The organism is Candidatus Erwinia haradaeae (genome assembly GCF_900698935.1).
In the GTDB taxonomy this organism is placed as follows: Bacteria; Pseudomonadota; Gammaproteobacteria; order Enterobacterales; family Enterobacteriaceae; genus Erwinia_E; species Erwinia_E haradaeae_D.
In genome coordinates this window covers 441906-465602 of record NZ_LR217715.1, presented here as the reverse complement: position 1 = coordinate 465602, position 23697 = coordinate 441906, and the positions used below count along the sequence as shown (strand labels likewise).

The window sequence follows — 23697 nt, the reverse complement described above, 5'->3', positions numbered from 1 at the left end:
TCTCCTCATATCAATATACTGTATAAAAATAATGCTAAGAGTCTATCCTGAACAACTGAGCCTCAAGCTACAAAGTGGGTTACGAGCCTGTTATATACTTCATGGTAATGAACCTTTTTTATTAGAAGAGGCACAAAATACTATTTTTACTGTTGCACAACAACAGGGTTTTACCGAACATTTTATTATTACTCTGGATCATCAAACTAACTGGCACTATATTTTTTCTATTTGTCAGTCTTTCAGTTTATTAGGCACTCGTCAAATCTTGCTGCTTATTTTACCAGAACCAGGTCCTACTGCTATAATGCACGCACAACTCGCAACTTTAGCTACCTTTCTGCATAGAGATGTTCTTCTAATATTAAAGATGAAATCACTCACTAAAATACACGAAAAAAGCAATTGGTATAAAGCTCTCTGCATTCATGGAGTGGATATTCCGTGTCATCAACTTAACGCTAACAAATTATCCTTATGGATTACTTCTAGAGCCCGCCTATTAAATATAGATATAGATGATACGGTAAATCAATTATTATGCTACTACTACGAAGGAAATTTGTTAGCATTATCACAAATATTAGAACAGATTCGTATATTTTTTTCTAATCGTCCACTAACGAGAAATCATGTTGAAAAACTAGTTCATGATTCAGCACATTTTAATATCTTTGAGTGGATAGACTCTTTATTGTTGGGCGATAGCAAACGTGCGATGCACATTTTACAACAAATTTCTGCTGAAAATAGTATTTCTATCACTTTACTACTACACATACTTCAGCGTAATCTTTTGTTACTGATAACTATAACACTACAAACAGTCCATACCCCAGTGGATACTCTGTTTAATCAATATAGAGTATTAGACAAGCGTCGCATTATATTTAAAATAGCCCTTAAACGTCTTCAGCATGCACAATGGTTTCGAATCTTTAGACTTTTAATGAACATAGAATTGATCATGAAGCAGCATGATAACCAACCATTGTGGTTAGAACTAGAAATGCTAACCATAATATGTTGTCATAAGAATTGTCCGTTAAGTATTGATGAGGTAGAAATATCAGATACATTCTGTATCTAGAATAGATCTAAACAAAATCTCTAGCCTTGATAGCGGTAAAAGCTTTACTTACGTGTAGTATGTATCATCAATTCTAGAATCTCGGCCTAAATGTACTATTAAATGTATAACTTACTAGCAGTATTAGAGTGTAAAATACAGACATCCATACAATTCTATACATTCAGACCAGCTCGAATGCTCTGTCATTCTTCCTCGTTCAATAATATAAACCATGCTCTTGTTAACTTTTCATAACGTCATACCACTAGTACAAAACTAATACATATATTTTTAGATACGTATTGATAGACGAGCTCTATATATAACATATCCACTTAGAAACCACGCACCAATAAAATAGTTAGTACATGTTGCCATCAAACCTGTATACTACGTTATAGTCTTTTAGAGGCGTATTACATAATAAAACAGTTTATAACCTGATTGTAGATAGAATCTGTATAAATACAAGCAGTGGCAATCAATACGATGGCTCGTAAAAACACTATGTTTTATTAATCTCAATTAGAATACATGCGATCTATAGATTAGATGGTACAAAGATTCTATCTTTTAATATTTTCATGGTTGACATACTTCTTCCTTGGGTGAGACAAAGGCACATTAGACTGAGTGTGTCTCTGTCTTGTTGGATTAATTCTCTTTAGGTCTATATAGACAGTAAAAAAAACTCCAATCAATAGCACCACTCCAAGTAACCAGCAGTAATGTTTAATAAATGTCATTGGACTATCACCTACTTGACATAACAATATTTTCCATAATACGCTGATATACTTGGCTGAGCAATTGCAAATCAGAGGCTTTGGCGCATTCATTGATTTGGTGAATGGTAGAATTTACTAGCCCAAGCTCAACTACTTGTGCTCCAATTTTATGAAAAAAACAGCCATCCGACGCCCCCCCCGCAGTGGATAGCTGAGGGCTATGATGCGTACAATGCTCTACAGCATTTAATACTTCGTCTAAAAAATAACCTCGTGGTGTAAAAAATGGCTGACGGGAAATATTCCATAAAATATCATATTGCAACTGATGTCGATTAAGAACCTCCTGAACACGTTCTTGAATCATTAGCTCTGTAATTTGATTATTAAAACGAAAGTTAAATTCTATACAGCAGTCACCTGGAATAATGTTACTCGTGACAGAACTCGGCTGTATATTATAAATCTGCATCGTGGTTGGCGGAAAAAATATATTGCCTGTATCCCATTCTATCAATATAAGTTCATGAAGAGCTGGTATTACTCGGTGTATAGGGTTATCAGCAAGATACGGATAAGCAATATGACCCTGTATTCCATGAACATGCAAATTAGCAGTCATGGACCCACGCCGACCATTTTTCACTATATCACCTATTACCTTTGTGCTAGTTGGTTCTCCAATAAGGCAATATTCTAAGCGTTCATTACGTATCATTAGTTTTTCTAGCATCTTTACTGTGCCATGAGCACCACTTGTCTCTTCATCTGATGTAATTAAAAATGCTAAGCGTCCTATATGGTGTTCATGCATATTCACAAAGCGCTCAGCAGCTACAATCATAGATGCAAGAGCACCTTTCATATCAGCCACCCCTCGACCAAATAGAACCCCATTCTGAACAGTTAATTGAAATGGTGGGTACATCCATAATTTAGGATCACCGGCTGGTACTACATCAGTATGACCTGCAAAGACTAATGTTTTTCCATGCCCACGCCATGCCCAAAAATTTAAAGTATTACTGATTTCTAGTATTTCAATGGTAAAACCTATTTTTTGTAGACGAGACATTAAAATATCTTGACATCCGGCATCGTGAGGGCTAATAGATGGACGACAAACCAATTGTTGCGTTAATGCAAGGATCGGACAAGAAATTGTCATGATTTTTTCCTAAATTACCAATGGATGCACTAACGCATCTGTATTAACTAGTTATTCTGAGGTGAAATCAGCAAGTAATTTTATTACACTTTCTGTTAAAAAAGAAATATACTACATCTCATGATACGAGTCGCGTGACTATACCACTAATTATCTTTGCATGGTTGACATGTGAAAAGACTGGTTGCGTCAAATGTCATAGCGTACATAGCGTGTGAATAGAAAGTGATTTGTGTGATGAGATATGCCTTTACTATTAACCCTATAACATGATCGTCATAGGTGCGTAAGATAGATAAATATTGTCAATAAACAAAATCAAAAAATAATATGTGTTATTTAATCACTGAACTAAAATTTTATGATCTCTAGTGTCAAGTATTGACTATTGTAGTACTACGGTATTAGTGTTCTTTTTGTAACGCTATTTTATAGCATATAATCATATATTATGTAATTATATTACAGTCATGCACTATCTTAAATTTTTTCAAGGAATCATCATACCAATAAGTCTGTTAAAATTAGAGACTACTACGTATTTAGGCAGAAACTTTATGCTCTTGATGGTATTTCACTCACAAATAGTATATACCTTTCGTACTTTTCAATATTCATGTCTCTTTGATGATATGCGCAGAAATACATATTCTCTGACGCAGACGATTATTTATATTTCTATAAACATAGTATCCATCTCATCTTTATCTAAACATTTATATTGTTTTATCGTGACACAGATGATGAAAAATATAAAATACTACTAGAAAAAAATAAATGAATAGATCATGTGTTGTAAACACTCAAAATCAGATGTGCCAAATGAAAAACATTTATGGTTTACCAAAATAATCTATATAGAACAAAAATATTTTTTAACAAGGAATACATGCGTTGACAATAATCAAATATGATCAATTAATTGAGTGAAGATAATTACACTAATCATATTTGATCTAGATTAGTGATTAATATAATGCATAATTATATTTTAAAAAAATACATATGCAGATACTTCATGAAATATATAATCATTACATAAAAATCTAGTTGTATTCTCATTATTTTTCAATTTTTCCCTTCTCATTATATTATATTTTAATCACTGTATTTCATATACACTATCTTTCTTGTCATTCTATATTACCTTTTAGGTAAAAATAAAAAGATTAATAATGTACTGTCATGCTTCTTTTAAGTAAATGCATATTCATAACAGACAATGTTTTCATAAAATTCATTCATATATTTTGTGTGTTATCACTTAGTAATAGCATTTCGTAAAAACACTCTATAGGTAGAAAAAATATTCTTTAAATACTGTTTCATGCAAAAAAAATAATTGATAGAGTGATTATGGTAAATATTAATAAATTACTCTTCATAAGAAAATATTGCTTTCTAATTTGTCTTTTTCGATTACTAAAAACAACGTAATAGATAGTATAATATTTATACGAGATATATTATCTTGTAATACACAGTTAATGATATGCAAGACAGTAAATATCTTTTATTATTAAAATATAAATATCTTAGTGTGTTTATAAAAATTATTTAAATTTTTAAAATGCATGTATTGTACAGTTTAGAACCGATCTACATATAATCGGTTATATTTTTTATATAATTTATCGCGTATTAAAATAAATAGCTTAATACTCCATGCATGTTATGTAACTGTGTAAACTATAAATTATTTATTTTGACATTCAAATTGAGGAGTAACATACCGATTATTTTTAAATCACATTAGTACAAATTAAGTGCTAATTATTAAGCTTGACTACGCTTCATATATATGATGTATGCAATCCTTCATCTTTATTAAAGATTAAAGATAATATGACAGAATCTAATCAAGTAAAGAACAAACATACATACTGTCTTACACGCCATTCTTATTTTTTCCACTAAGCGAAACAATATCTTTCTTGCCTTCCTAACACGTAATCATGATTATTATACATAATTTACTTTTAGTGCATAATAATAAAAAATAACTCTCACGCAATTGTGCTTGTATCTATCTTTTGGGATACAGTTCTTGTCTAGAATAAGGTTCTTGATCGCCTGGTCGACGGGTTTTTAATAGCTTTAATACCCACGTATATTGTTCTGGATTCGGACGAACCAATACTTCCACTTCTGCGTTTAAGCGTCTTGCTTGCCCGGCACTATCAGTCACCAGATCATCTTCTATCAATGGTGCGCGAAGGTAAATCTCTAAAGAATGAGTTTTACTATTATACACTGGGAATAACGGGACAATTTTTGCACGACATACCTTCATCATCCTTCCAACAATTGGCAAAGTAGCTTTATAAGTAGCAAAAAAATCTGCAAACTCACTATGCTGCTCTCCATGATCTTGATCAGGAAGGTAATACCCCCAATATCCCTGACGAACAGAACTAATAAAAGGACGAATACCATCATTACGGGCATGCATTCTAGCCCCGCATCTATATCTGGCTAAATTCCACGCATAGTCAATAACTAGATTACTTTGATTATGAAACATTGCAGCCATTCTTTGTCCTTCGCCAGCCAGCAGCATTGCAGGTAAATCAACTGCCCAGCTATGGGGTGCTAACAATATCACATTGTGCCCACTATCACGAAGTGAGTCGAGAATATCGCGTCTATGCCAATGAATACGAGTTTTCACTATATTTGGCCTCAGTGCCAATTCCGCCATCATAGCTATTGCCTGCAACATAGTTGCAAACATCGCATCTACAATTTTCTCACGTTCGGATTCAGATTTTTCTGGTAAGCAATATAGTAGATTAATCAGTGCTCGACGTCGAGCACTTGGGGCGCATTTCCCAGCGATTCGTCCTATCACACCTAACAGTGGATCACGTAAGCGCGCTGGAATTAAGGTAATCGCAGCCAGTGTGGTAATCCCTAACCACACACCCCAGTATCGTGGCAATAAAAAAGATTTTTGAAAGAGAGGAATGAATTCCACGTGACTCTGTTTTCTGTTTGCCATCTACTAACCTGATATAATAGCCAAGGTGTAATATATTTACATATAAGAATAGTTTTAAAACACTAGCAGAAATCATGAAAAATGGCAGCAACTAGTATTTCAAAATGCTCATGCAAAAATATTTTTCAGTATCTCTCTCAACAAAGAACCTATAAATTTAAATTCTATTAATAGTCTGAAATGGCATCACATTACGACGATTTTATATATATGGTATATAACACTATTATAAATCAGATTGTGTATACAAATCATCTCTAAAAAAATACATTGTCTGCTCAGATGTATTAAAATAAGAACCGGCTATCTTTCTGGTAGCACTAGATCCTTAAACATGGCGTCGATATCTTCACTAGACCGTGATGCAACAGCTGCATCAACCACATTACGAACCAGGTGAGGAGCAAACTTCTGAATAAAGTCGTACATATAGCTACGCAAAAAAGTACTACGTCGAAATCCAATGTTTGTTGTACTCGCAGTAAAAACATCTTCAATGGCAATTCTAACTAAATCAGGATCAGAGATCGGATCCACCGCCATACTGGCAATCACTCCCACACCCAATCCAAGTCTTACATAAGTTTTAATCACATCTGCATCTGTAGCAGTAAATACAATACGGGGGATGAGACCAGATCGATTGAACGCTGTATCTAATTCTGAACGTCCTGTAAACCCAAATGTGTAAGTAACTAATGGGTATTGAGATAACTCTTCAATAGATATTGAATAATGTTTAGACAGAGGATGGTGAGATGTAACAATAATTATACGTTTCCAATGATAACAAGGTAACATAATTAAATCATCATATAAATGCAAAGCCTCAGTAGCTATAGCAAAATCGGCATGACCTTTAGAGACTGCTTCCGCTATCTGCGCTGGAGAGCCTTGATGCATATGTAAAGAAACACCAGGATACCGATTAAGGAATTTTTTAATAGTCGTCGGCAATGCATAACGTGCCTGAGTATGCGTTGTGGCAACATATAAAGAACCTTTATCAGGGCAGGTGTATTCACCAGCCACTGACTTAATTGCGTCAATTTTGGACATAACATCACGAGCAATACGAATCACATCCTGTCCTGCTGGGGTGATTTGAGTTAAGTGTTTCCCGCTGCGGGTAAAAATTTGAATTCCAAGCTCATCTTCTAGCATACGTACTTGCTTACTAATACCAGGTTGGGAAGTATAAAGACCCTCTGCGGTTGAAGACACATTAAGATTATGATTCACAACTTCAACTATATAGCGCAGCTGCTGCAATTTCATTTTGTTTTCCATCTTATTTTAGACAACACAAAGAGGCCCTCACAAACATTCCATTAAAACCCTTTAAACACTATTCAACAATCAGGAAAAGGTTTAGATACACGATAGAGGTGTTCAGTTTTTGTTTTTATAGTATCATATAAAACCATAAGTCAGGAACGCGACCCGGACTGTATATTAGAGTATATAATTAAGGTTTCTGTAGATGAATGAGTGATCTTCAACCAATCATACAGCTATTCTATAATTTTCATGATATGTACTATAAAATATCATGATCGCTACTATCTCTAAATTCGTCACTATTAGATGAAGGTTAAAAAACCATTCTTACAATTTACTCACTCGTAGTCATGGAACCACCATATGCCGAGTTATGCTGCCTATTATACCGCTTAATATCATAGATATCCCTTGTTTAGGTATATGAAATTCATTAACTATAACATATTTGCATATATAAAAAATGGCAAATATATAATTATTGATGTCTATTCAATCACTAGATTGCACTATGAATACTAATATTTTAGTACCAACGGACCTGTACAACTGGATAGATTTTTCACATAATGCACAAAGGATTACATTGCCATGTTTAGTAAATTATGATTCTGATATCTCCTTGATGCGATACATCATTCTACATATATGAAATTATGCAAAAAAATTTTATATTATCTATATAAGATAAAAATCTAATATCTGTGCATTTTATTTATTAAAACGGTTTAAATACGCCTTGTAATCTCAGAGCCATTCTCATAATGCTCTAGTAGTAATCATAGATTATGCATACAGCATGGATAAGAATAATCACAATAATATTAAGAAGACATCTTGGTACAACAAAATATATAACAGCTTCTTGTCTACATCAAACACTCGCGTGGACTATTATTTATAGGACAATGTACATGCATTTACAGATTGCATAAAACCGTTTTATATGATACCTAGATATAAATACACTGCATGTATCTTTTATAACTGATAGCATAAGTTGATACTGCATCATAGTCTCTTAGAGCTGAGAGCAATCAATTACCATATGGTACATCATCACAACATGTGTAATTTTTAAGCGTACGTGCCATCTGGTATAAATGTCATTATTTTTGTGATTCGTCCCATTTACCATTCATAAAATATGCACACCAACCAGTATTTTTACCATCTTTTTTAGTGGCAACATATTGCTTTTTAGTTTTTCGATTAAAATAAACTGTCGACTTATTCCCTTCTGCATCCATTACAGGTGCATCAGTTAAATAATGCAATTTTTTTGGTAACCGATCACGATAACGTTGTAGCTCTTCTACCTGTGGAGCTCTTGTTTCCCGCGATTTTGGAAATGTATGTGCTGCAAGAAACACTCCAGCAGAACCATCACGCAAAACAAAATAGGCATCTGACTTTTGGCATATTAATTCTGGTAAAGGTACTGGTTCTATTTTTTCTGGTGCAATGTTACCATTACGCATAATCTTTCGTGTATTTTTGCAGTCATTATTGATGCAAGCGATATATTTACCAAAACGCCCTATTTTAATTGGCATATCCGAGCCGCACTTCTCACATTGTATGGTTGGACCTTTGGATCCTTTTAATTTAAACTCACCATATTCAATTTCGTATCCAGAACATTCAGGATTCCTAGAACAAACATGCAATTTACGTTGATGATCCATGAAGTAAGGATCCATAGACAGACCACATAATTTACAATAACGTTTTCCCTTTAGAGCAGTTGCATCCCTACTACTCGCTACATCATCTCCTTCAAAAATATTCGATACCATGCTCTCTGGAATCAAATTTACAGTCCCTTTACAGCGCATTTTTGGGTGTAAAACATACGAAATACACCCTAAAAACACTCCGGTTCTAGCGGTACGAATACCCATCTTTTGCTTACAATTGGAACATTCAATAGATGTACTTACCATCTGGTTAGTCCGCATACCACCATCAGCATCGTCTTTTCCTGCGATTTTTACTTTTTCACTAAATTTAATAAAAAAATCATCTAAAATAATCTTCCATTCAAGTATATTATTTGCTATTTGATCAAGACTATCTTCCATTTTTGCAGTGAAATCATAGTTCATTAAATCAGAAAAATTTTCTGTTAAACGGTCAGTAACAATTTCACCTATTTTTTCAGCATAAAAACGACGATCCTGCATTTTAACATATCCACGATCCTGAATAGTAGAAATAATGGAAGCATAAGTGGATGGACGACCAATTCCTCGTTTCTCAAGCTCACGCACCAACAAAGGTTCATTAAAACGTGAGGGAGGTTTTGTAAAGTGCTGACTTGGTAGCATTTTTTCTAAAATTAACTCACTGCCTACTACTAATTGTGGTAATTGACAGTCAGTGTAATCTTCATAACGCGGTTTCATAACCTTTGTCCAACCATCAAATAATAATGTACGTCCTTTTGTTTTAAGTTTAAAATCTTCTGCATTTACAATCAAGGTGCGAGAATGATATTGTGCTGGTCCCATCTGACACGCTACGAACTGACGCCAAATCAGATGGTATAACTTTTTCGCGTCATCTTTCACATTCTTTAATTGAGTAGAAAGCATATTTACATCTGATGGACGAATGGCTTCATGTGCTTCCAGTTGATTATTTAAAGTAGTATAGAGATACTCTTTAGATGGTAAATACTTCTCACCAAATTCAGATTTAATATAACGACGCACCATTATTATCGAATCTTGACTTAAATTTTTAGAATCAGTGCGTATATAAGTGATATGACCCGCTTCATATAATTTTTGAGCCATCGTCATGGTTTGGTGAACACTAAAACCAAGGTGTATACTAGCAGCCTGTTGTAGTGTAGAGGTACTAAATGGTTCTCTAGGCTGAACGTTGGTAATCTCATCTATGCAATGTGCTACAATAAAGCGTGCTTTTGATAGTAGGCTGATAGCGGTATCTATTTTTTTCTTATTGACAGCACACAATGATTTTTGTAAGTGATGCGTGACCTGCATCTGCAAACTCACACCAGCTATAGTATAAAGAGCAGCATGCAAATCCCAATATTCCGCAGGAATAAAAGATTTTATTGCCCGTTCGCGCTCAACTACTAAACGCACCGCTACTGATTGCACACGCCCGGCAGATAATCCTCGTGCAATTTTTTTCCACAAAATTGGTGAAATCATATAACCGACTATACGGTCCATGAAACGACGTGCTTGCTGAGCATGTACCCGATAGATATTTAGTGAACCAGGGTTCTGGAAAGCTTGATAAATAGCAGATTGAGTGATTTCATTAAACACCACGCGACTATACCGTGAAGTGTCACCTCCGATTACCTCCATAAGATGCCACGCAATAGCCTCTCCTTCTCGATCTAAGTCAGTTGCAAGATATACATGATCTGCTTGCTCAGCTAATACTTGGAGTTCAGATACCACTTTTTCTTTACCGGGTAAAATACGATAAGTAGCTTCCCAATTATCAAAAGGGTTAACTCCCATACGATGAAATAATGAAATTTTTTCATGTTTTTTTATTTTTTGATTAGTTCCAAAAGTGATGCATTGAATCTTCTCGCGAAATAGCACACTGCTAGTTGGTAAGTCACGGATGTGTCCAAGACTAGATTTTACTACATAATCTTTGCCAAGGTATTTATTAATTGTTTTGGCTTTTGCCGGGGACTCAACTATTACTAAAGCCTTACCCATGATTTCCTTTACTCAACGACACCCCCTAAAGTTATTTTCCATTTAATGAAGACTATTCTTCTAATATTCACACTAAGTATGCAAATTTGGTAACTTAAATCTACTGGATCTATGATGGTCTTAGTAGTATCACTACAGACCCTTCGATTTTCTAATCTGAAATATGAAATACAAAATCACATTAAGATGCATTACAGCACATAACTGATTCTCTACTAATGTAGATCTTATTATATAGCACTCTGCCAATGTTAACTATCATCTAGATTTTATACTCATTAAAACCTAAAGTGAAAAGCTTTATTATAGATTTTTGATATGAAGCACGTTCTGTATATTAATAATATATTTATAATTCTGAAAATATTGATATTTATGAGATACGTTTTATAAAAATAATATTCATGATCTATCATAGATATATTATCTTTCTGCCCTATATAAAATTGATTAAAATTCATCAACTGTGCTGTATATGCCGTATATATATTATACTTCCGTAACAATAGTACATAAATATGAGATCAGGAAATTTTACATATCTAATACCTAATTATAGCACAAAATTTATTTTTTTTGACTGTTATCCATCCTACTATGACATATAATTTCTTGATAACTATAAGTATCATGAATAACTGTAAGGTGACTTAATGTAGTAATAAAATTGATTACACTAATTTGATGAACCCGCGATAATCTCTTAAAATCAGAGATAACTAATTATCTCTTTTCATATATTCGTCACTTACTTGGACATATATGGCGATGATAAATAGCAACAGTACAATGACTACATGCCTGCAATACCTCACAACTATGTGAATCCCCTTACTATAAATCATACTGCTACTTTACATAGGTACTTTAAACAAAATTCTTCATCGATTTTGAATATCAGGTATAAAGAACGAATAAACTAACAATAACTTTTTCTTTATATACAGCTCACGACATCTATTGAAATATTTAAAAAAATTAAATCCTATAGACTAATGTTTCTTGTTGATAGAATATGTACAAAAATTTATTGCATAAAAATGCGTGAGCGACGCTGACTGTAGCGCTATTATAATAGAATACAAATACAGTCACAAATCATATCCCGGAAAACATAAAAAATATTTTTTATCTTAAAACACCCCTATTCGTCTGCTTGTTTAGTAAGTAAGTCAATAATGATTTTCCATCATCGCAGAAGGACATAAAAACTACCTCATGATAGTCATAATATCTAACTTATATTGATAAATTTGTTTCCATAACTCTCTTTTTGCCTTAAAATTATGGTATAAATCATCTAAGGTTGGTGAAACAATGCGTATGCCTGTAAATATCTTTGGAACTTGGGTTCCTAAAAACCAACCACAGCAACCAATAGAATCATTAGGTAGGGTTTTGAGATGTGTTACAGTCAGAGTCTGAACTTGTAGATAATTGACATGTAATGTGCGTAAGATGTCATCTATTAGTGGATCAGTGAGCATTATTATTTCATCTGATACAATGAGCAATCGAACATCAGAGAGAGATTTTACTATTATATTATCTTTAAAGGTATATGGTTTACGTAATACGTATTGGGTTATACCAATTTTTTGTAATAATTGATTACGTTTATTAAACATGCTATGCGCCGATTGAATTTAGTTTCTAGCTTGACAGCTTTAAAAAACATTAATAGTTCATCATAAGTACAAAAGATTCATTAATACTTCTTGAAAAAATTTCCAATAACTACAAGTATATCTAATACCAGCAGATGCAATATTTAGTTATGTTATTATTAGGCAATATGGAATATGGATTAATTCACTTAGTCAAAATTGAATTGTTTACAACAATCTACCACTCGCCAATTTTCTAACTTTTATATAGTGGTCACGATGATTATTTAGGATTCTATAAGATGTCAATTTTCACCCCAGCAAGTAACATGCTTTTACGAAACCATTATAAATTTTCTCATAGACATGTCTTATTTTCTGGCGATCTCCAAGATACTTTATCTGCACAAATAAAAACAAAAACACGGTGTATATATACTCAGCAATATCATCACTGGATGATATTAAGTAAAATATTAGGAACTCATGCCTATTTTGGTGTTGTAATGACACCAAAAATGCTACATAAGTGTAATACCCTCGTTTATTATTGGCCAAAGAACAAAGCAAACGCACAATTCCAGTTACAAAACATATTATCATTACTTCAACCTGGTAGTGAAATTTTTATTGTTGGAGAATATTGTAGTGGTGTCCGAAGCGCTGTTCAGTTGATTAAAAATTGGGTAACGCTTAGTAAAATTGATAGTGCTCGTCATTGTGGTTTATACCATGGGTATATAGAGAGCCAACCATGTTTTAATCCCAATATATTCTGGAATGAATATTTAGTTGGAGCACTAAAGATCAAAAGTCTACCAGGAGTTTTTGGTTATAATGGTCTAGATAGTGGAACAGAATTTTTACTTTCGACTTTGAGTGACTATCATATAAAAGGCAGAGTTCTAGAAATTGGTTGCGGTACAGGTGTGCTGTCTGCAGTTTTAGCTAGTTCTGCACCAGAAGTCCAGCTAACATTAACTGATGTGAATGCAGCAGCTATTTCTTCTAGTCAAGCTACCTTATTGTGCAATGCCCTAACAGGACACGTCTTACCTAGCAATCTTTATTCTAATGTTATTGGACATTTTGATGTGATTATTTCAAATCCTCCTTTCCATGAAGGGCTCAAAATAAATCTAGATATGGCACGCACATTAATTCAAACAGCTCCTTACCATTTACGACTAGGAGGGGAATTGCGCATTGTTGCTAATTCTAGTTTACCTTACCAAAAAATGCTTAAACAGGTCTTTACTGAGTATGACATACTACTGAGTAATCGATATTTTAAGGTGTATCGTGCCATCAAAACTCAGTAAAGATAATTTTTAATAAAAATTAATATTTATTAATACTTTGTGCATACTGTATGGTATATATATTTTCAAATAAAGAAAAGTAATTATTTATCTTTTTTTATGAAAAGCGCCGCAAATTTTTTTGTATACCTACGCAGGGTATTCTGGAAGATCAATACTTTCTAAATCAACTGAGTGTCCACTTTATATTACTGCTAGAGATGCAGTTATCAATTCAATAGTATTAAACTGTATTGCAAAACCTCTTATGGTAAATGAAAGTAATAAATTTAATGATTATAATTTATAATTATGCGATAGATTTGATATCTAGCGAATGTGAATTTGTCACTTACAAAACATAAATCTGGTTAAAAAAGTTATCATCAACTTCATAATAAATTGACAATACTTTTTATGGTATATAGCGTGGATCGATACAAGAATTAAAAAGATTAAAATCAAATCATAGTGTCTTCTTTATCTTTATCGTGCATGCATCTTTGCTGGTTTATCATTCGGCTATCTTAATAGATATTACCTAAAAGTTATTGATACCCGGCAACACACGTTTTGGGTTTGGATATTAATGGTGAATTACGTACTAGCTGACAAGCTATGTAAATATTATTTTTATTCAAAAATCATATTTGTCCTATGTTGTACTATACTTTCAAACTTTTGATGTTTTGAACTTTCGATGACAGCCGTCTTAATTTAAATTCACTACATCATAAACTTAATAATAAATAACACTAAGCTAGAATACATTGTAGTATAAATATTCCATTTCTCTTACGTCATACTGTATATTTCTTATTTATGTATGATGATGTGTGCTGCTCTACCATGGAGAGATTTTCCATTAATTACATATAATTCAGTCACATGTTTTTTTGCACATCTAGTTTAGTGGTATTCATCTGATATGGTGCTACATAATAAATGTAATACTCATTCCATACATCACTATAATCCCTAATATATAACAATGCTCGTCATTTTAAATTACGCACACCTATAACATGATTAGCCTATATTATCATATACACAAATATAATATACCATAATCTACCATCTAAAACAAAAATGTAAGTAATTAGAGAATATTATGTTATATCACCTCAATAACCATTAGGTGTATCCATTCTCAGTATCTCTTAAGGCATGTTATTCATACACCATTCTTTGGGATCTTACAAAATCCCAATAGTTCTCTGATCAATGTCTGTCAGAATTATTTCTCTTGTAAAAACGCGCTAAGATTGAAAGATTATTGCTACAATTTTACTTAGTGATAAACTGTGGTTAATAATATGGTGTGCGTTGCATAGGAAAAAAATTGAACAATATTACTATGCGTGTTGCGTATTATTTTTTGCAAAATGAACACAGATTTTAAAAAATATCTAATCTTAGGATTCATAAAAATCCATACAATTTGTGTCTTTGCACATACTGTTAAATATCACAATCCTTTTCTATTAGATATCACTAAATCAATATCGCTAAACCTACGATCAAGTAAACTATAGCTTTAATGGATCTAACAAATCATTAAGCTATCTCCTTCTGATTCTGATGAGATTGCCATTCCTTTAATGCTATACTCTGACGGAATAATAATTCCTCACCTATATTTCTTCCTATAAAACCGGAATGTATAACCTCTTGAACAGACACACTACTGACCATTTTCCATGCGTCATATAGATATTTACTTTTAAGACCAGAGCAATTTTTATATGTAGCACATGTCTCAGACTCAGCATCAAGAATGAGAGAAATCTGCTGAATACGAAGGGGTTTTCTCCAAGCATCTATTCTGTTAAAAAAATGTATTAATTGATTCGGAGAAGAGCATTGAACATTATGTATAATACTATAATGTTCAATCACCAACAAAACAAGAGAACGTGATGCACTTGGTACATTTAAACGTTGACATAAGGCTGAAATTGTTGGGATGCCTAATAAACCATATTTATCGTGAAAAGACGGGTTTATGCATAATGCAAGGATATTTTTCAAACCATAGAACAAGGATGCAAAACGCACGACAAGGTCAGTGCTGTACTGAGCCACTCTCGAAAAGATTGTTAAAGCATTATCAAGATTCACATTACAAAAACTGACTATACTATATATTTCTGGAAATAACATCTTCAAAGCCCCACAATCTTCTAACACCTTAAAAAATACTTGTGGATGATGTGTCTGAAGGGCTTTTTCGATTTCTTTCCATACACGTGGAGAAGTTAAAAACTGCAGCTCACCACTATTCACTATTTCCTTCATCAACTTTAATGTTTCATCCGCAATACGAAAATTCAGATGAGACAAGTATGCAGCAAAACGAGCTATACGTAAAACGCGCAATGGATCTTCACTGAACGAAGAAGAAACATGACGTAATATACGCTTCTGTATGTCAAGACGCCCGCCGTGTGGATCGTAATATTCACCATACTGATCTTGTGCAATCGCATTGACAGTCACATCACGACGTGCTAAATCTTGCATAAGAGTCACATCCGGTTGATAATAACACAAAAATCCGACATATCCATGTCCTGTTTTTATTTCAGTACGAGCCAACGCATACTCTTCATGAGTTTTAGGATGTAAAAATACAGGGAAATGACGACCAACTTGCTTATAACCAAGATCAAGCATTCTTTGAGGAGAACCACCAACCACCACCCAATCCTTGTCTTTTAATGGTAACTTCAACAATGTATCACGAACAGCACCACCAACTAGATATATTTCCACTTAATTTACCAGGTTTATTAGTTATTAACATAAATTTTAAAGCATATTTTAACTAAAAACTCTTCCAAAACTATCGAAAAAGTAAATTTTTTTAATGGTTATGTCATAAAACATGGAGAGAGAAAAACCATACTAATTGTTATTACATTGCGCCCTCACTGTCTAGCTAAAACGCATATTACAGAAAGCAGATTGATGAAAATTAATTTCGCTACGCTTATTCCAAATGAATGAGCATGAATTTTTACTTACTGGTGATCTATCGATAACCCCATGCAGTAGTAGGTTATTTACATCTTTTTGTCTGATAAGAAAAACCTTATAACAGTATTCAATGACTGGTTGAAAGCACTTAGTATGATGAAGCCTCTCCTATCTTGACATGTCATTATCGTATATAGATAATTTCCAAGGTACAAAGTACAATATGCAATACAGCTTTTCCCATATTTTAATCATCCAAAACTGTTTGCACATAGTTATTGTAAGTTACAGGAATATATGTGATTGAACATAATGATAATTCTCCCAAACATAAGACAACTATATGTTATACGAAAAATAAAAAACAAATGTCTTTTAACTTAACTGTAAAATACATATAGAATCACGCTACTAGGTACTTACTAGTACTTAAACTAACATCTTTAAAATGACTGCTATGTCTTATTATATGTATAAATTCTCATTTGAAGAAAACAGTCCTCGAAGATAGGCATCATCAAGAATTCTAGAGTAGTTTTAACATGTTCAGTGATCCACAATATTAATTGTGACTATGATTCAGAGTAGTGATACTAATGCAGTGATCACTCTTACTTTATAACTATAACATTCTACAATAACCCACACGTAAAGATACGGTCTAAATATACCTCAAAACATTTTAAGACGTAAAAGTGTTACGAGGTCAATTTTAAGATATATTCATTTTTAGTAATAGTTACTGATCGACACATACACTACTAAAAATGATTATGACACGTAAATATGAATAGCTCTATCGTATGCATGGTAGATATTTATTCTCTTAACAATATTCAGATAGATGCATCTACATCACACACAATAAAACATTTCTAATATCTTACTATAAGTTTATGAGCACAAATATATGAAATATATAAAGATAAACAATTTAAAGTACTTTTCTTATGATGCACTCACTACCATTCTTCATTATGCGCAAGAAAGGAAGTGACTTGGCGCCAAGATAGCGATAAACTAAGTTTATTTATAAATATAATTTAAGGCGGATTCAGTGGATCTACTCTCTTTTTATGGACTCTTTCTTGCTAAAACGATTACTGTTATGGTAGCTCTAACGATATTAATGCTAATGATTCCTAATATAAAAAAACGTCATCATTCTAGAACTGGAAGATTAACATTAATGCGATTAGATAAGTATTATTATGAAATACAAAACAAAATACGCTTAGAGAAAATGAATCATTTTCAACAAAAATTATGGAAAAAGGAACACAAAAAGAAAGAACAACAAGAAGCAAAATATGCTAAAAAGCAAAATAAGTTAGTTAATTCTATGGATAAAGAGAAGCCAACGTTATATGTCATTAACTTTAAAGGTAGCATGGATGCTAGAGAAGTCTCTTCCCTTCGGAAAGAAGTGTCTGCTATTCTATCTACAGCAGAAATAGGTGATGAAGTTCTCTTGCGTCTTGAAAGCCCTGGTGGTGTAGTGCATGGTTACGGATTAGCTGCCTCGCAGCTGCAACGTTTTCGCAACCACAGTATCCCTCTCACAATTACTGTAGATAAAATTGCTACTAGCGGAGGTTACATGATGGCCTGTGTAGCTGATTGCATCATTGCTGCTCCATTCGCACTTATTGGTTCTATCGGGGTCGTAGGACAGATTCCAAACTTTAATCGTCTTTTGAAACATAATAAAATTGATCTAGAGCTTTACACTGCAGGAGAATATAAACGTACATTAACACTTTTTGGCGAAAACACAGAAGAGGGTCGTGAAAAATTTCGTGATAACTTGAATCAAACACATTTACTTTTTAAACAGTTTGTTCATCAAATGCGACCAAAATTATGCATAGATGAAGTATCCAATGGTGAATATTGGTACGGTACTCAAGCATTAGAAAAGGGTCTCATAGACATGATTAGCACTAGTGATGATTGGATCATTAATAAGATCTCTACACATCAGATCATCGAAATACGCTATGTTTATAATAAAAGTCTTCTCGATCGTTTAAACCACAAAGTCTCTTATGGTATCAGTAAATTATTTGAGCGTGTTATAGAGCAATAAAGATATCATGACTTGTTTTTACTAATTACATATCGTATCATAAAACACTGTCAGTTTATGATACGCAAGGTCGATAAAAGAAGATCCTTTTATATCGGATACCCCATAATACGATACAATCTTGTGTAAAGTTATATAAAATGCTACATACACAAGATTTAAAATTATTTAGTAGATAATGGTATCTAGATGAAATATTATATATCAGATGACGTCTCATTATAATATATAAAATGCCACCACTGTTTTCTACATAGATCGATCCTAGTATTCAGCATATCGTACATATTGAATGTATACTGCAAAATTCAAAATCATATTTGTATTTGTAATATACAATATTTTGTTAAGCGTTATCAAAGATGTCGGGTAATATCAATCACATTTTTGAAGGGTGGCTACATTGAATGAAATGCTTACGGTAATATAGCAGTTCAGAAATAGAGTCATGAACATCCTCTAAAGCTTTGTGTATACCTTTTTTATGCAAACCAAGCAAAATTTCTGGCTTCCAACGACGCACTAGTTCTTTGATAGTACTAACATCTATATAACGATAATGGAAGTAAGACTCTAAGTCTGGCATGTATTTAAATAAGAAGCGTCGATCCTGCGCAATACTATTACCACACATAGGCGAACTGCGAGCAGGTACCCATAATTTTAAAAAGTCTAGAATAGCAACTTCAGCGTCACGCTCACTAGTTTGACTGACTTTTACCCGATTAATTAAACCACTATGAGTATGGGTCTGTATGTTCCATTCATCCATCGTTTCTAATTGGAGCGTAGGCTGACATATTGTAAATAAAAGCCCTTCAGAAAGAATATTTAGATCAGAGTCAGTTAGTAGTATTGCAATTTCTAGAATACGATCTCTATCCGGATTTAAACCAGTCATTTCAAGGTCAATCCATATAAGATTGTTTACATTTAAAGTCATAGTCTATCCTGATATGAGTACAACGGTATCAACGATAATATATCTTCTTTTTGAACCACTAAGTCAAGATGTATTTTACGCAATGAGTCTTGACTATTTTTACAAACAATAACAATATCTTATCTGATTCTTCAGAAAAGCAGTATTTGGTTTAACCATGGTAGTTCATTATGAGCAGATCAGCATTCTGAAAAGTATTATTGGTGCTATCAAATAATTACCATGCATAATTATGAATACTAATTTTATGTATTCTATACACTAAAACTAATAAATAGGATATGAACTTTATTAATACACTACACGCATATATGCATGTAAAATCTATTTTGGCTCTACTAACATGGAATGTAGTGGAATATACATACTTACTGACCTTCCTTATCAATCAGTCGCATGAAGTAACAGATATCTGAGTTAGGTTAAGAGGTACAATCTACCTCATTGATAAATCTAGTGCATCTTAACGTATCAATATCTAGTATTGACTATTAGTCATAATAGAGATAGATAATATATCGCCATGATCTATTGCTATAATCTGCTTTGTTATATTATAGAAACCTATGTAAGAGATGGGGCCATCTCTGCATGTGATAGACTATATATCAGCCTTCTCTCTAAAATACATCTAGATGATTCTTTTTTATCAAGCACTGCTAGATAGACCTAGCATTGAGCGTTCTCTATCATAACCTAATGAATAGATACGCCTTTTTATATAAAAAAATATTACTGCTAATATTTACCTCTAACATCTGTATGTCAAATACGCTGAATGAGAACATGTGCTATTTAACAGATATCATATCCATCTGATAAAGCATGCAAGTTGCAAGATAGATATAATTTTCTCTATCAGAGAAAACATCATTAATTTACTATTAGATGCACAATTCAATATCATTGATACATATCATACACTGAGCGGAGTATAAATATCAAAACGATGATTTTTAGTTTTTATAACATCCTTGGTGTCTATCCCAGCTAATACCTGAGCATATCGTGGGCGCTTTACGACTACACGTTTTTTCGCAAGTGTACGCGCAAACTGTAATAATTGAGCTGCATCTTGATCTATTCCCACTAAAAACTGCAACATTCGCATTTCTTTTTTTACTAACGCGCTTTTTTTTTATTCGGATACATTGGGTCAAGATAGATAACATCTGGTTTTGGAAAAATATTACTTAAAATGAATAAACTGGGTACATCTAATAAAGTTAGCCGTATGCGTAGCCAGAAACCAATGTCATGATCAGAATAGCCACGTCGTAGTCCATCTTCAAGCAATGCTGCGACAACAGGATGACGCTCTAACATACGTACACGACAACCACATGATGCTAACACAAAAGCATCATTTGCTAACCCTGCAGTAGCATCCAATACATCTGGAAAATAATTACTGGTTACACCTACTGCCTTGGCGACTGCTTCATGCCTTCCACCGCCAAATTTACGTCTATAAGATGCTTTCTTTGATGAGAAATTCACTTTTACACTACCAAGTAAAGGTTCATCGCGCTTTCGTAACTCAAGGTGCGATGGCTTGATAACCAGTGCCATCAATGCATTTGGGTCGTGCTGGAATTTCCATCGCTTTTTTAAAACAAATGAATGATACCTACCACTGTCACTTGATTCATCTAATAAACAAATTCGCATGAATATATTACTTTTGATTGCTGATTGATGGAATCCCATGCTGAGCAAGCATTGCATCTATCTTTGGTTCTCTACCCAAAAATCGAAATAAGAGGGTCATTGGATTCTCCGCACCGCCGCGTGTAAGAATATTTTCCAGAAATGACTGTCCAGTTTTTCGATTCAAAATACCCTCTGTCTTAAAACGAGACCAAGCATCAGCAGCTAGAACCTCAGCCCATAAATAACTATAATACCCCGCCGCATAACCACCAGAAAAAATATGATTAAAAGTATGTGGAAAACGACTCCATTTCGATTCTGAGATCCTATCAATCCTATTTTTAACCTCCCGAAATATTGCTAAAACTTGTGAATCGCCATGGCAATGAACCTCCGAGTGTAAACGCATATCAAATATAGCCAGAATAAGTTGTCTCTGTATGTATAATGCACTTTGATAGTTTTTTGCTGATAACATTTTGCTTATCATGTCTGTGGGTAATGGTTCATTTGTTTCATAATGTCCCGAAAGTAATACTAACGCCTCTGGTTCCCAGCACCAACTTTCCATAAGCTGACTTGGTAATTCTACAGCATCCCATGGAACACCATGAATGCCAGATACACCACGTGTTTCAATTTCTGTTAATGTATGGTGTATTCCATGACCAAATTCATGAAACAGAGTCAGCACTTCGTTATGAGTGAATAATCCTTTTTTACCACTAGACGGACGATGAAAATTACAGGTGATATAAGCTACTGGTTTTTGTAACCTACCATCTGACATACGCATCTGACTTACACAGTCATCCATCCATGCTCCACTACACTTATTATCACGTATATATAAATCAAGGAAAAAGCTTCCACGAAGCGTGTTTGTTTCATCAAATAGATCAAAAAAACGCACATCCTCATGATAAACGTCCACATCATAACGCTCTTCAGCTCGAATACCGTAGACGCGGTTGACTATTGTGAACAGTCCATTAAGTACTCGATGCTCTGGAAAATAAGGACGTATCTGTTCATCAGAAATATGATATAAACTCTTTCTTTGTTTTTCACTGAAAAATGCTGTATCCCACTGCTCTAAAATATCTATATTATATTTTTCTTTTGCAAACACATGTAATTGCGTGATTTCTTTTTCTGCCTGTAACTGTATACGCTGTTCTAAATTATCAAGAAAGTGCATCACTTGAGATATATTCTTTGCCATTTTCGTTGAAAGAGATTGAGCAGCATAAGACTCGAAACCGAGGATGTGAGATAATTCATGACGCAATGCTAATGTTTCAGACATTATCTCCGTATTATCCCACTGACCAGCATTTGGACCTTGATCAGAAGCACGTGTATTATATGCGTAATATACATCTTTGCGTATTGATTGATTACTGCAATAGGTCATCACTGCTAAATAATTTGGTAAATCTAAAGTTAACAGCCATCCATCCTTACCTTTACTGACTGCCTTTTCTTTCATGTCTACTATTATTCTTTCTGGGATTCCAGAAATCTGGTTTGGATCTGTAATTAACTGACTCCAGCTCATAGTAGAATCGAGTACATTATTGCTATAGACTGAAGACAGTATAGATAAACGTATAGCAATCTCTTTATAACGATATTGTTTATCTTGTGGTAGTCCAACACCAGAAAGTTTAAAGTCACGCAAAGTATTTTCTACTACTTTTTTTTGTTCAATCGTGAGCGATGCATAGCTCTTACATTCCTCTTTGAGCTGACAATATGCCTGATATAACCCTTTATGCTGCCCAATCCAAGTGCTATATTCAGACATCATAGGCAGTATTTTCTCATATTCAGCACGCAAAAGAGGATTGTTCGTCACTAAATTTAAATGACTCACCGGTGAAAACACACGACTCAACTTATCATCAGCTTCTATCAAAGGTTGGACTAAGTTATGCCAGTTGTACAACCCGCTTTGCGACACCACTTGATTTACTGTTGCCTTACACTCATTTAAAATTTGTGTGATAGCTGGTACAATATGTTCAGAACGAATAGCATGAAAAGGGGGAAGAGTAAAAGAAGCAAGTAGCGGATTAACCATGATGTAGTCCTTTTTAATAAAAGAAGTCACACAGACTGTGCTAAGAGCAGCTTAATAATATATTAAAAGT

The 23697-nt window shown here is 33.5% G+C and carries 11 protein-coding genes and 1 pseudogene; 3 read left to right on the top strand and 9 right to left on the bottom strand.

The features are described from left to right. Window positions 1-31 precede the first annotated feature (31 nt). Complete coding sequence (gene holA, locus ERCIKOCA2762_RS01480; RefSeq protein ID WP_157988452.1) at window positions 32-1090, top strand: DNA polymerase III subunit delta; 1059 nt, start codon at window positions 32-34, stop codon at window positions 1088-1090. Window positions 1091-1825: 735 nt separating this feature from the next. Here holA and dapE read toward each other — a convergent pair. From dapE to ERCIKOCA2762_RS01455, 5 genes are all read right to left on the bottom strand, one after another. Continuing rightward, window positions 1826-2962 carry a succinyl-diaminopimelate desuccinylase gene (gene dapE / locus ERCIKOCA2762_RS01475; protein ID WP_157988774.1) on the bottom strand — a complete coding sequence of 379 codons (1137 nt, stop codon included), beginning with the start codon at window positions 2960-2962 and terminating at the stop codon, window positions 1826-1828. 2032 nt (window positions 2963-4994) lie between these two features. Further along, window positions 4995-5969, bottom strand: a complete 975-nt coding sequence (gene lpxM, locus ERCIKOCA2762_RS01470) for a lauroyl-Kdo(2)-lipid IV(A) myristoyltransferase (RefSeq protein ID WP_157988451.1) — start codon at window positions 5967-5969, stop codon at window positions 4995-4997. A gap of 303 nt (window positions 5970-6272) precedes the next feature. Continuing rightward, entirely contained in the window at window positions 6273-7247 is a 975-nt protein-coding gene (gene cysB, locus ERCIKOCA2762_RS01465; RefSeq protein WP_157988450.1) for an HTH-type transcriptional regulator CysB, read from the bottom strand. A 1112-nt stretch (window positions 7248-8359) separates the two neighbouring features. Further along, on the bottom strand, window positions 8360-10969 hold the full coding sequence (gene topA, locus ERCIKOCA2762_RS01460) for a type I DNA topoisomerase (protein ID WP_157988449.1): 2610 nt from the start codon (window positions 10967-10969) through the stop codon (window positions 8360-8362). Between the two features lie 1211 nt (window positions 10970-12180). Further along, a complete protein-coding gene (locus tag ERCIKOCA2762_RS01455; RefSeq protein ID WP_157988448.1) occupies window positions 12181-12597 on the bottom strand; it encodes a DNA polymerase III subunit psi in 417 nt (138 codons plus the stop codon). Window positions 12598-12878: 281 nt separating this feature from the next. On the opposite strand from ERCIKOCA2762_RS01455, the gene rsmC reads away from it, so the two are divergent. Beyond that, window positions 12879-13898, top strand: a complete 1020-nt coding sequence (rsmC, locus tag ERCIKOCA2762_RS01450) for a 16S rRNA (guanine(1207)-N(2))-methyltransferase RsmC (RefSeq protein ID WP_157988447.1) — start codon at window positions 12879-12881, stop codon at window positions 13896-13898. A 1536-nt stretch (window positions 13899-15434) separates the two neighbouring features. Here the strand turns inward: rsmC and ERCIKOCA2762_RS01445 are convergent. After that, the gene (locus tag ERCIKOCA2762_RS01445; RefSeq protein ID WP_157988446.1) at window positions 15435-16652 is read right to left on the bottom strand and encodes a multifunctional CCA addition/repair protein; all 1218 of its coding nucleotides are present in this window, start codon (window positions 16650-16652) and stop codon (window positions 15435-15437) included. A gap of 1261 nt (window positions 16653-17913) precedes the next feature. On the opposite strand from ERCIKOCA2762_RS01445, the gene sohB reads away from it, so the two are divergent. Beyond that, window positions 17914-18945 carry a protease SohB gene (gene sohB, locus ERCIKOCA2762_RS01440; RefSeq protein ID WP_157988445.1) on the top strand — a complete coding sequence of 344 codons (1032 nt, stop codon included), beginning with the start codon at window positions 17914-17916 and terminating at the stop codon, window positions 18943-18945. 379 nt (window positions 18946-19324) lie between these two features. On the opposite strand, the gene orn is transcribed toward sohB, so the two are convergent. The 3 genes and pseudogenes from orn to prlC all read right to left on the bottom strand — a co-directional run bounded on the left by orn (window position 19325) and on the right by prlC (window position 23627). Continuing rightward, a complete protein-coding gene (gene orn, locus ERCIKOCA2762_RS01435) occupies window positions 19325-19888 on the bottom strand; it encodes an oligoribonuclease (RefSeq protein ID WP_157988444.1) in 564 nt (187 codons plus the stop codon). 916 nt (window positions 19889-20804) lie between these two features. Next, window positions 20805-21559 (bottom strand): annotated as a pseudogene (locus ERCIKOCA2762_RS01430) (class I SAM-dependent methyltransferase). A 7-nt stretch (window positions 21560-21566) separates the two neighbouring features. Next, window positions 21567-23627 carry an oligopeptidase A gene (prlC, locus tag ERCIKOCA2762_RS01425; RefSeq protein ID WP_157988443.1) on the bottom strand — a complete coding sequence of 687 codons (2061 nt, stop codon included), beginning with the start codon at window positions 23625-23627 and terminating at the stop codon, window positions 21567-21569. Window positions 23628-23697: the final 70 nt, after the last annotated feature.

Coding starts and splice junctions, on each gene's coding strand:
- orn (WP_157988444.1), bottom strand. CDS start 19,888: ATGACTTTAAATGTAAACAATCTTATATGGATTGACCTTGAAATGACT.
- topA (WP_157988449.1), bottom strand. CDS start 10,969: ATGGGTAAGGCTTTAGTAATAGTTGAGTCCCCGGCAAAAGCCAAAACA.
- holA (WP_157988452.1), top strand. CDS start 32: ATGCTAAGAGTCTATCCTGAACAACTGAGCCTCAAGCTACAAAGTGGG.
- ERCIKOCA2762_RS01455 (WP_157988448.1), bottom strand. CDS start 12,597: ATGTTTAATAAACGTAATCAATTATTACAAAAAATTGGTATAACCCAA.
- cysB (WP_157988450.1), bottom strand. CDS start 7,247: ATGAAATTGCAGCAGCTGCGCTATATAGTTGAAGTTGTGAATCATAAT.
- prlC (WP_157988443.1), bottom strand. CDS start 23,627: ATGGTTAATCCGCTACTTGCTTCTTTTACTCTTCCCCCTTTTCATGCT.
- rsmC (WP_157988447.1), top strand. CDS start 12,879: ATGTCAATTTTCACCCCAGCAAGTAACATGCTTTTACGAAACCATTAT.
- lpxM (WP_157988451.1), bottom strand. CDS start 5,969: ATGGCAAACAGAAAACAGAGTCACGTGGAATTCATTCCTCTCTTTCAA.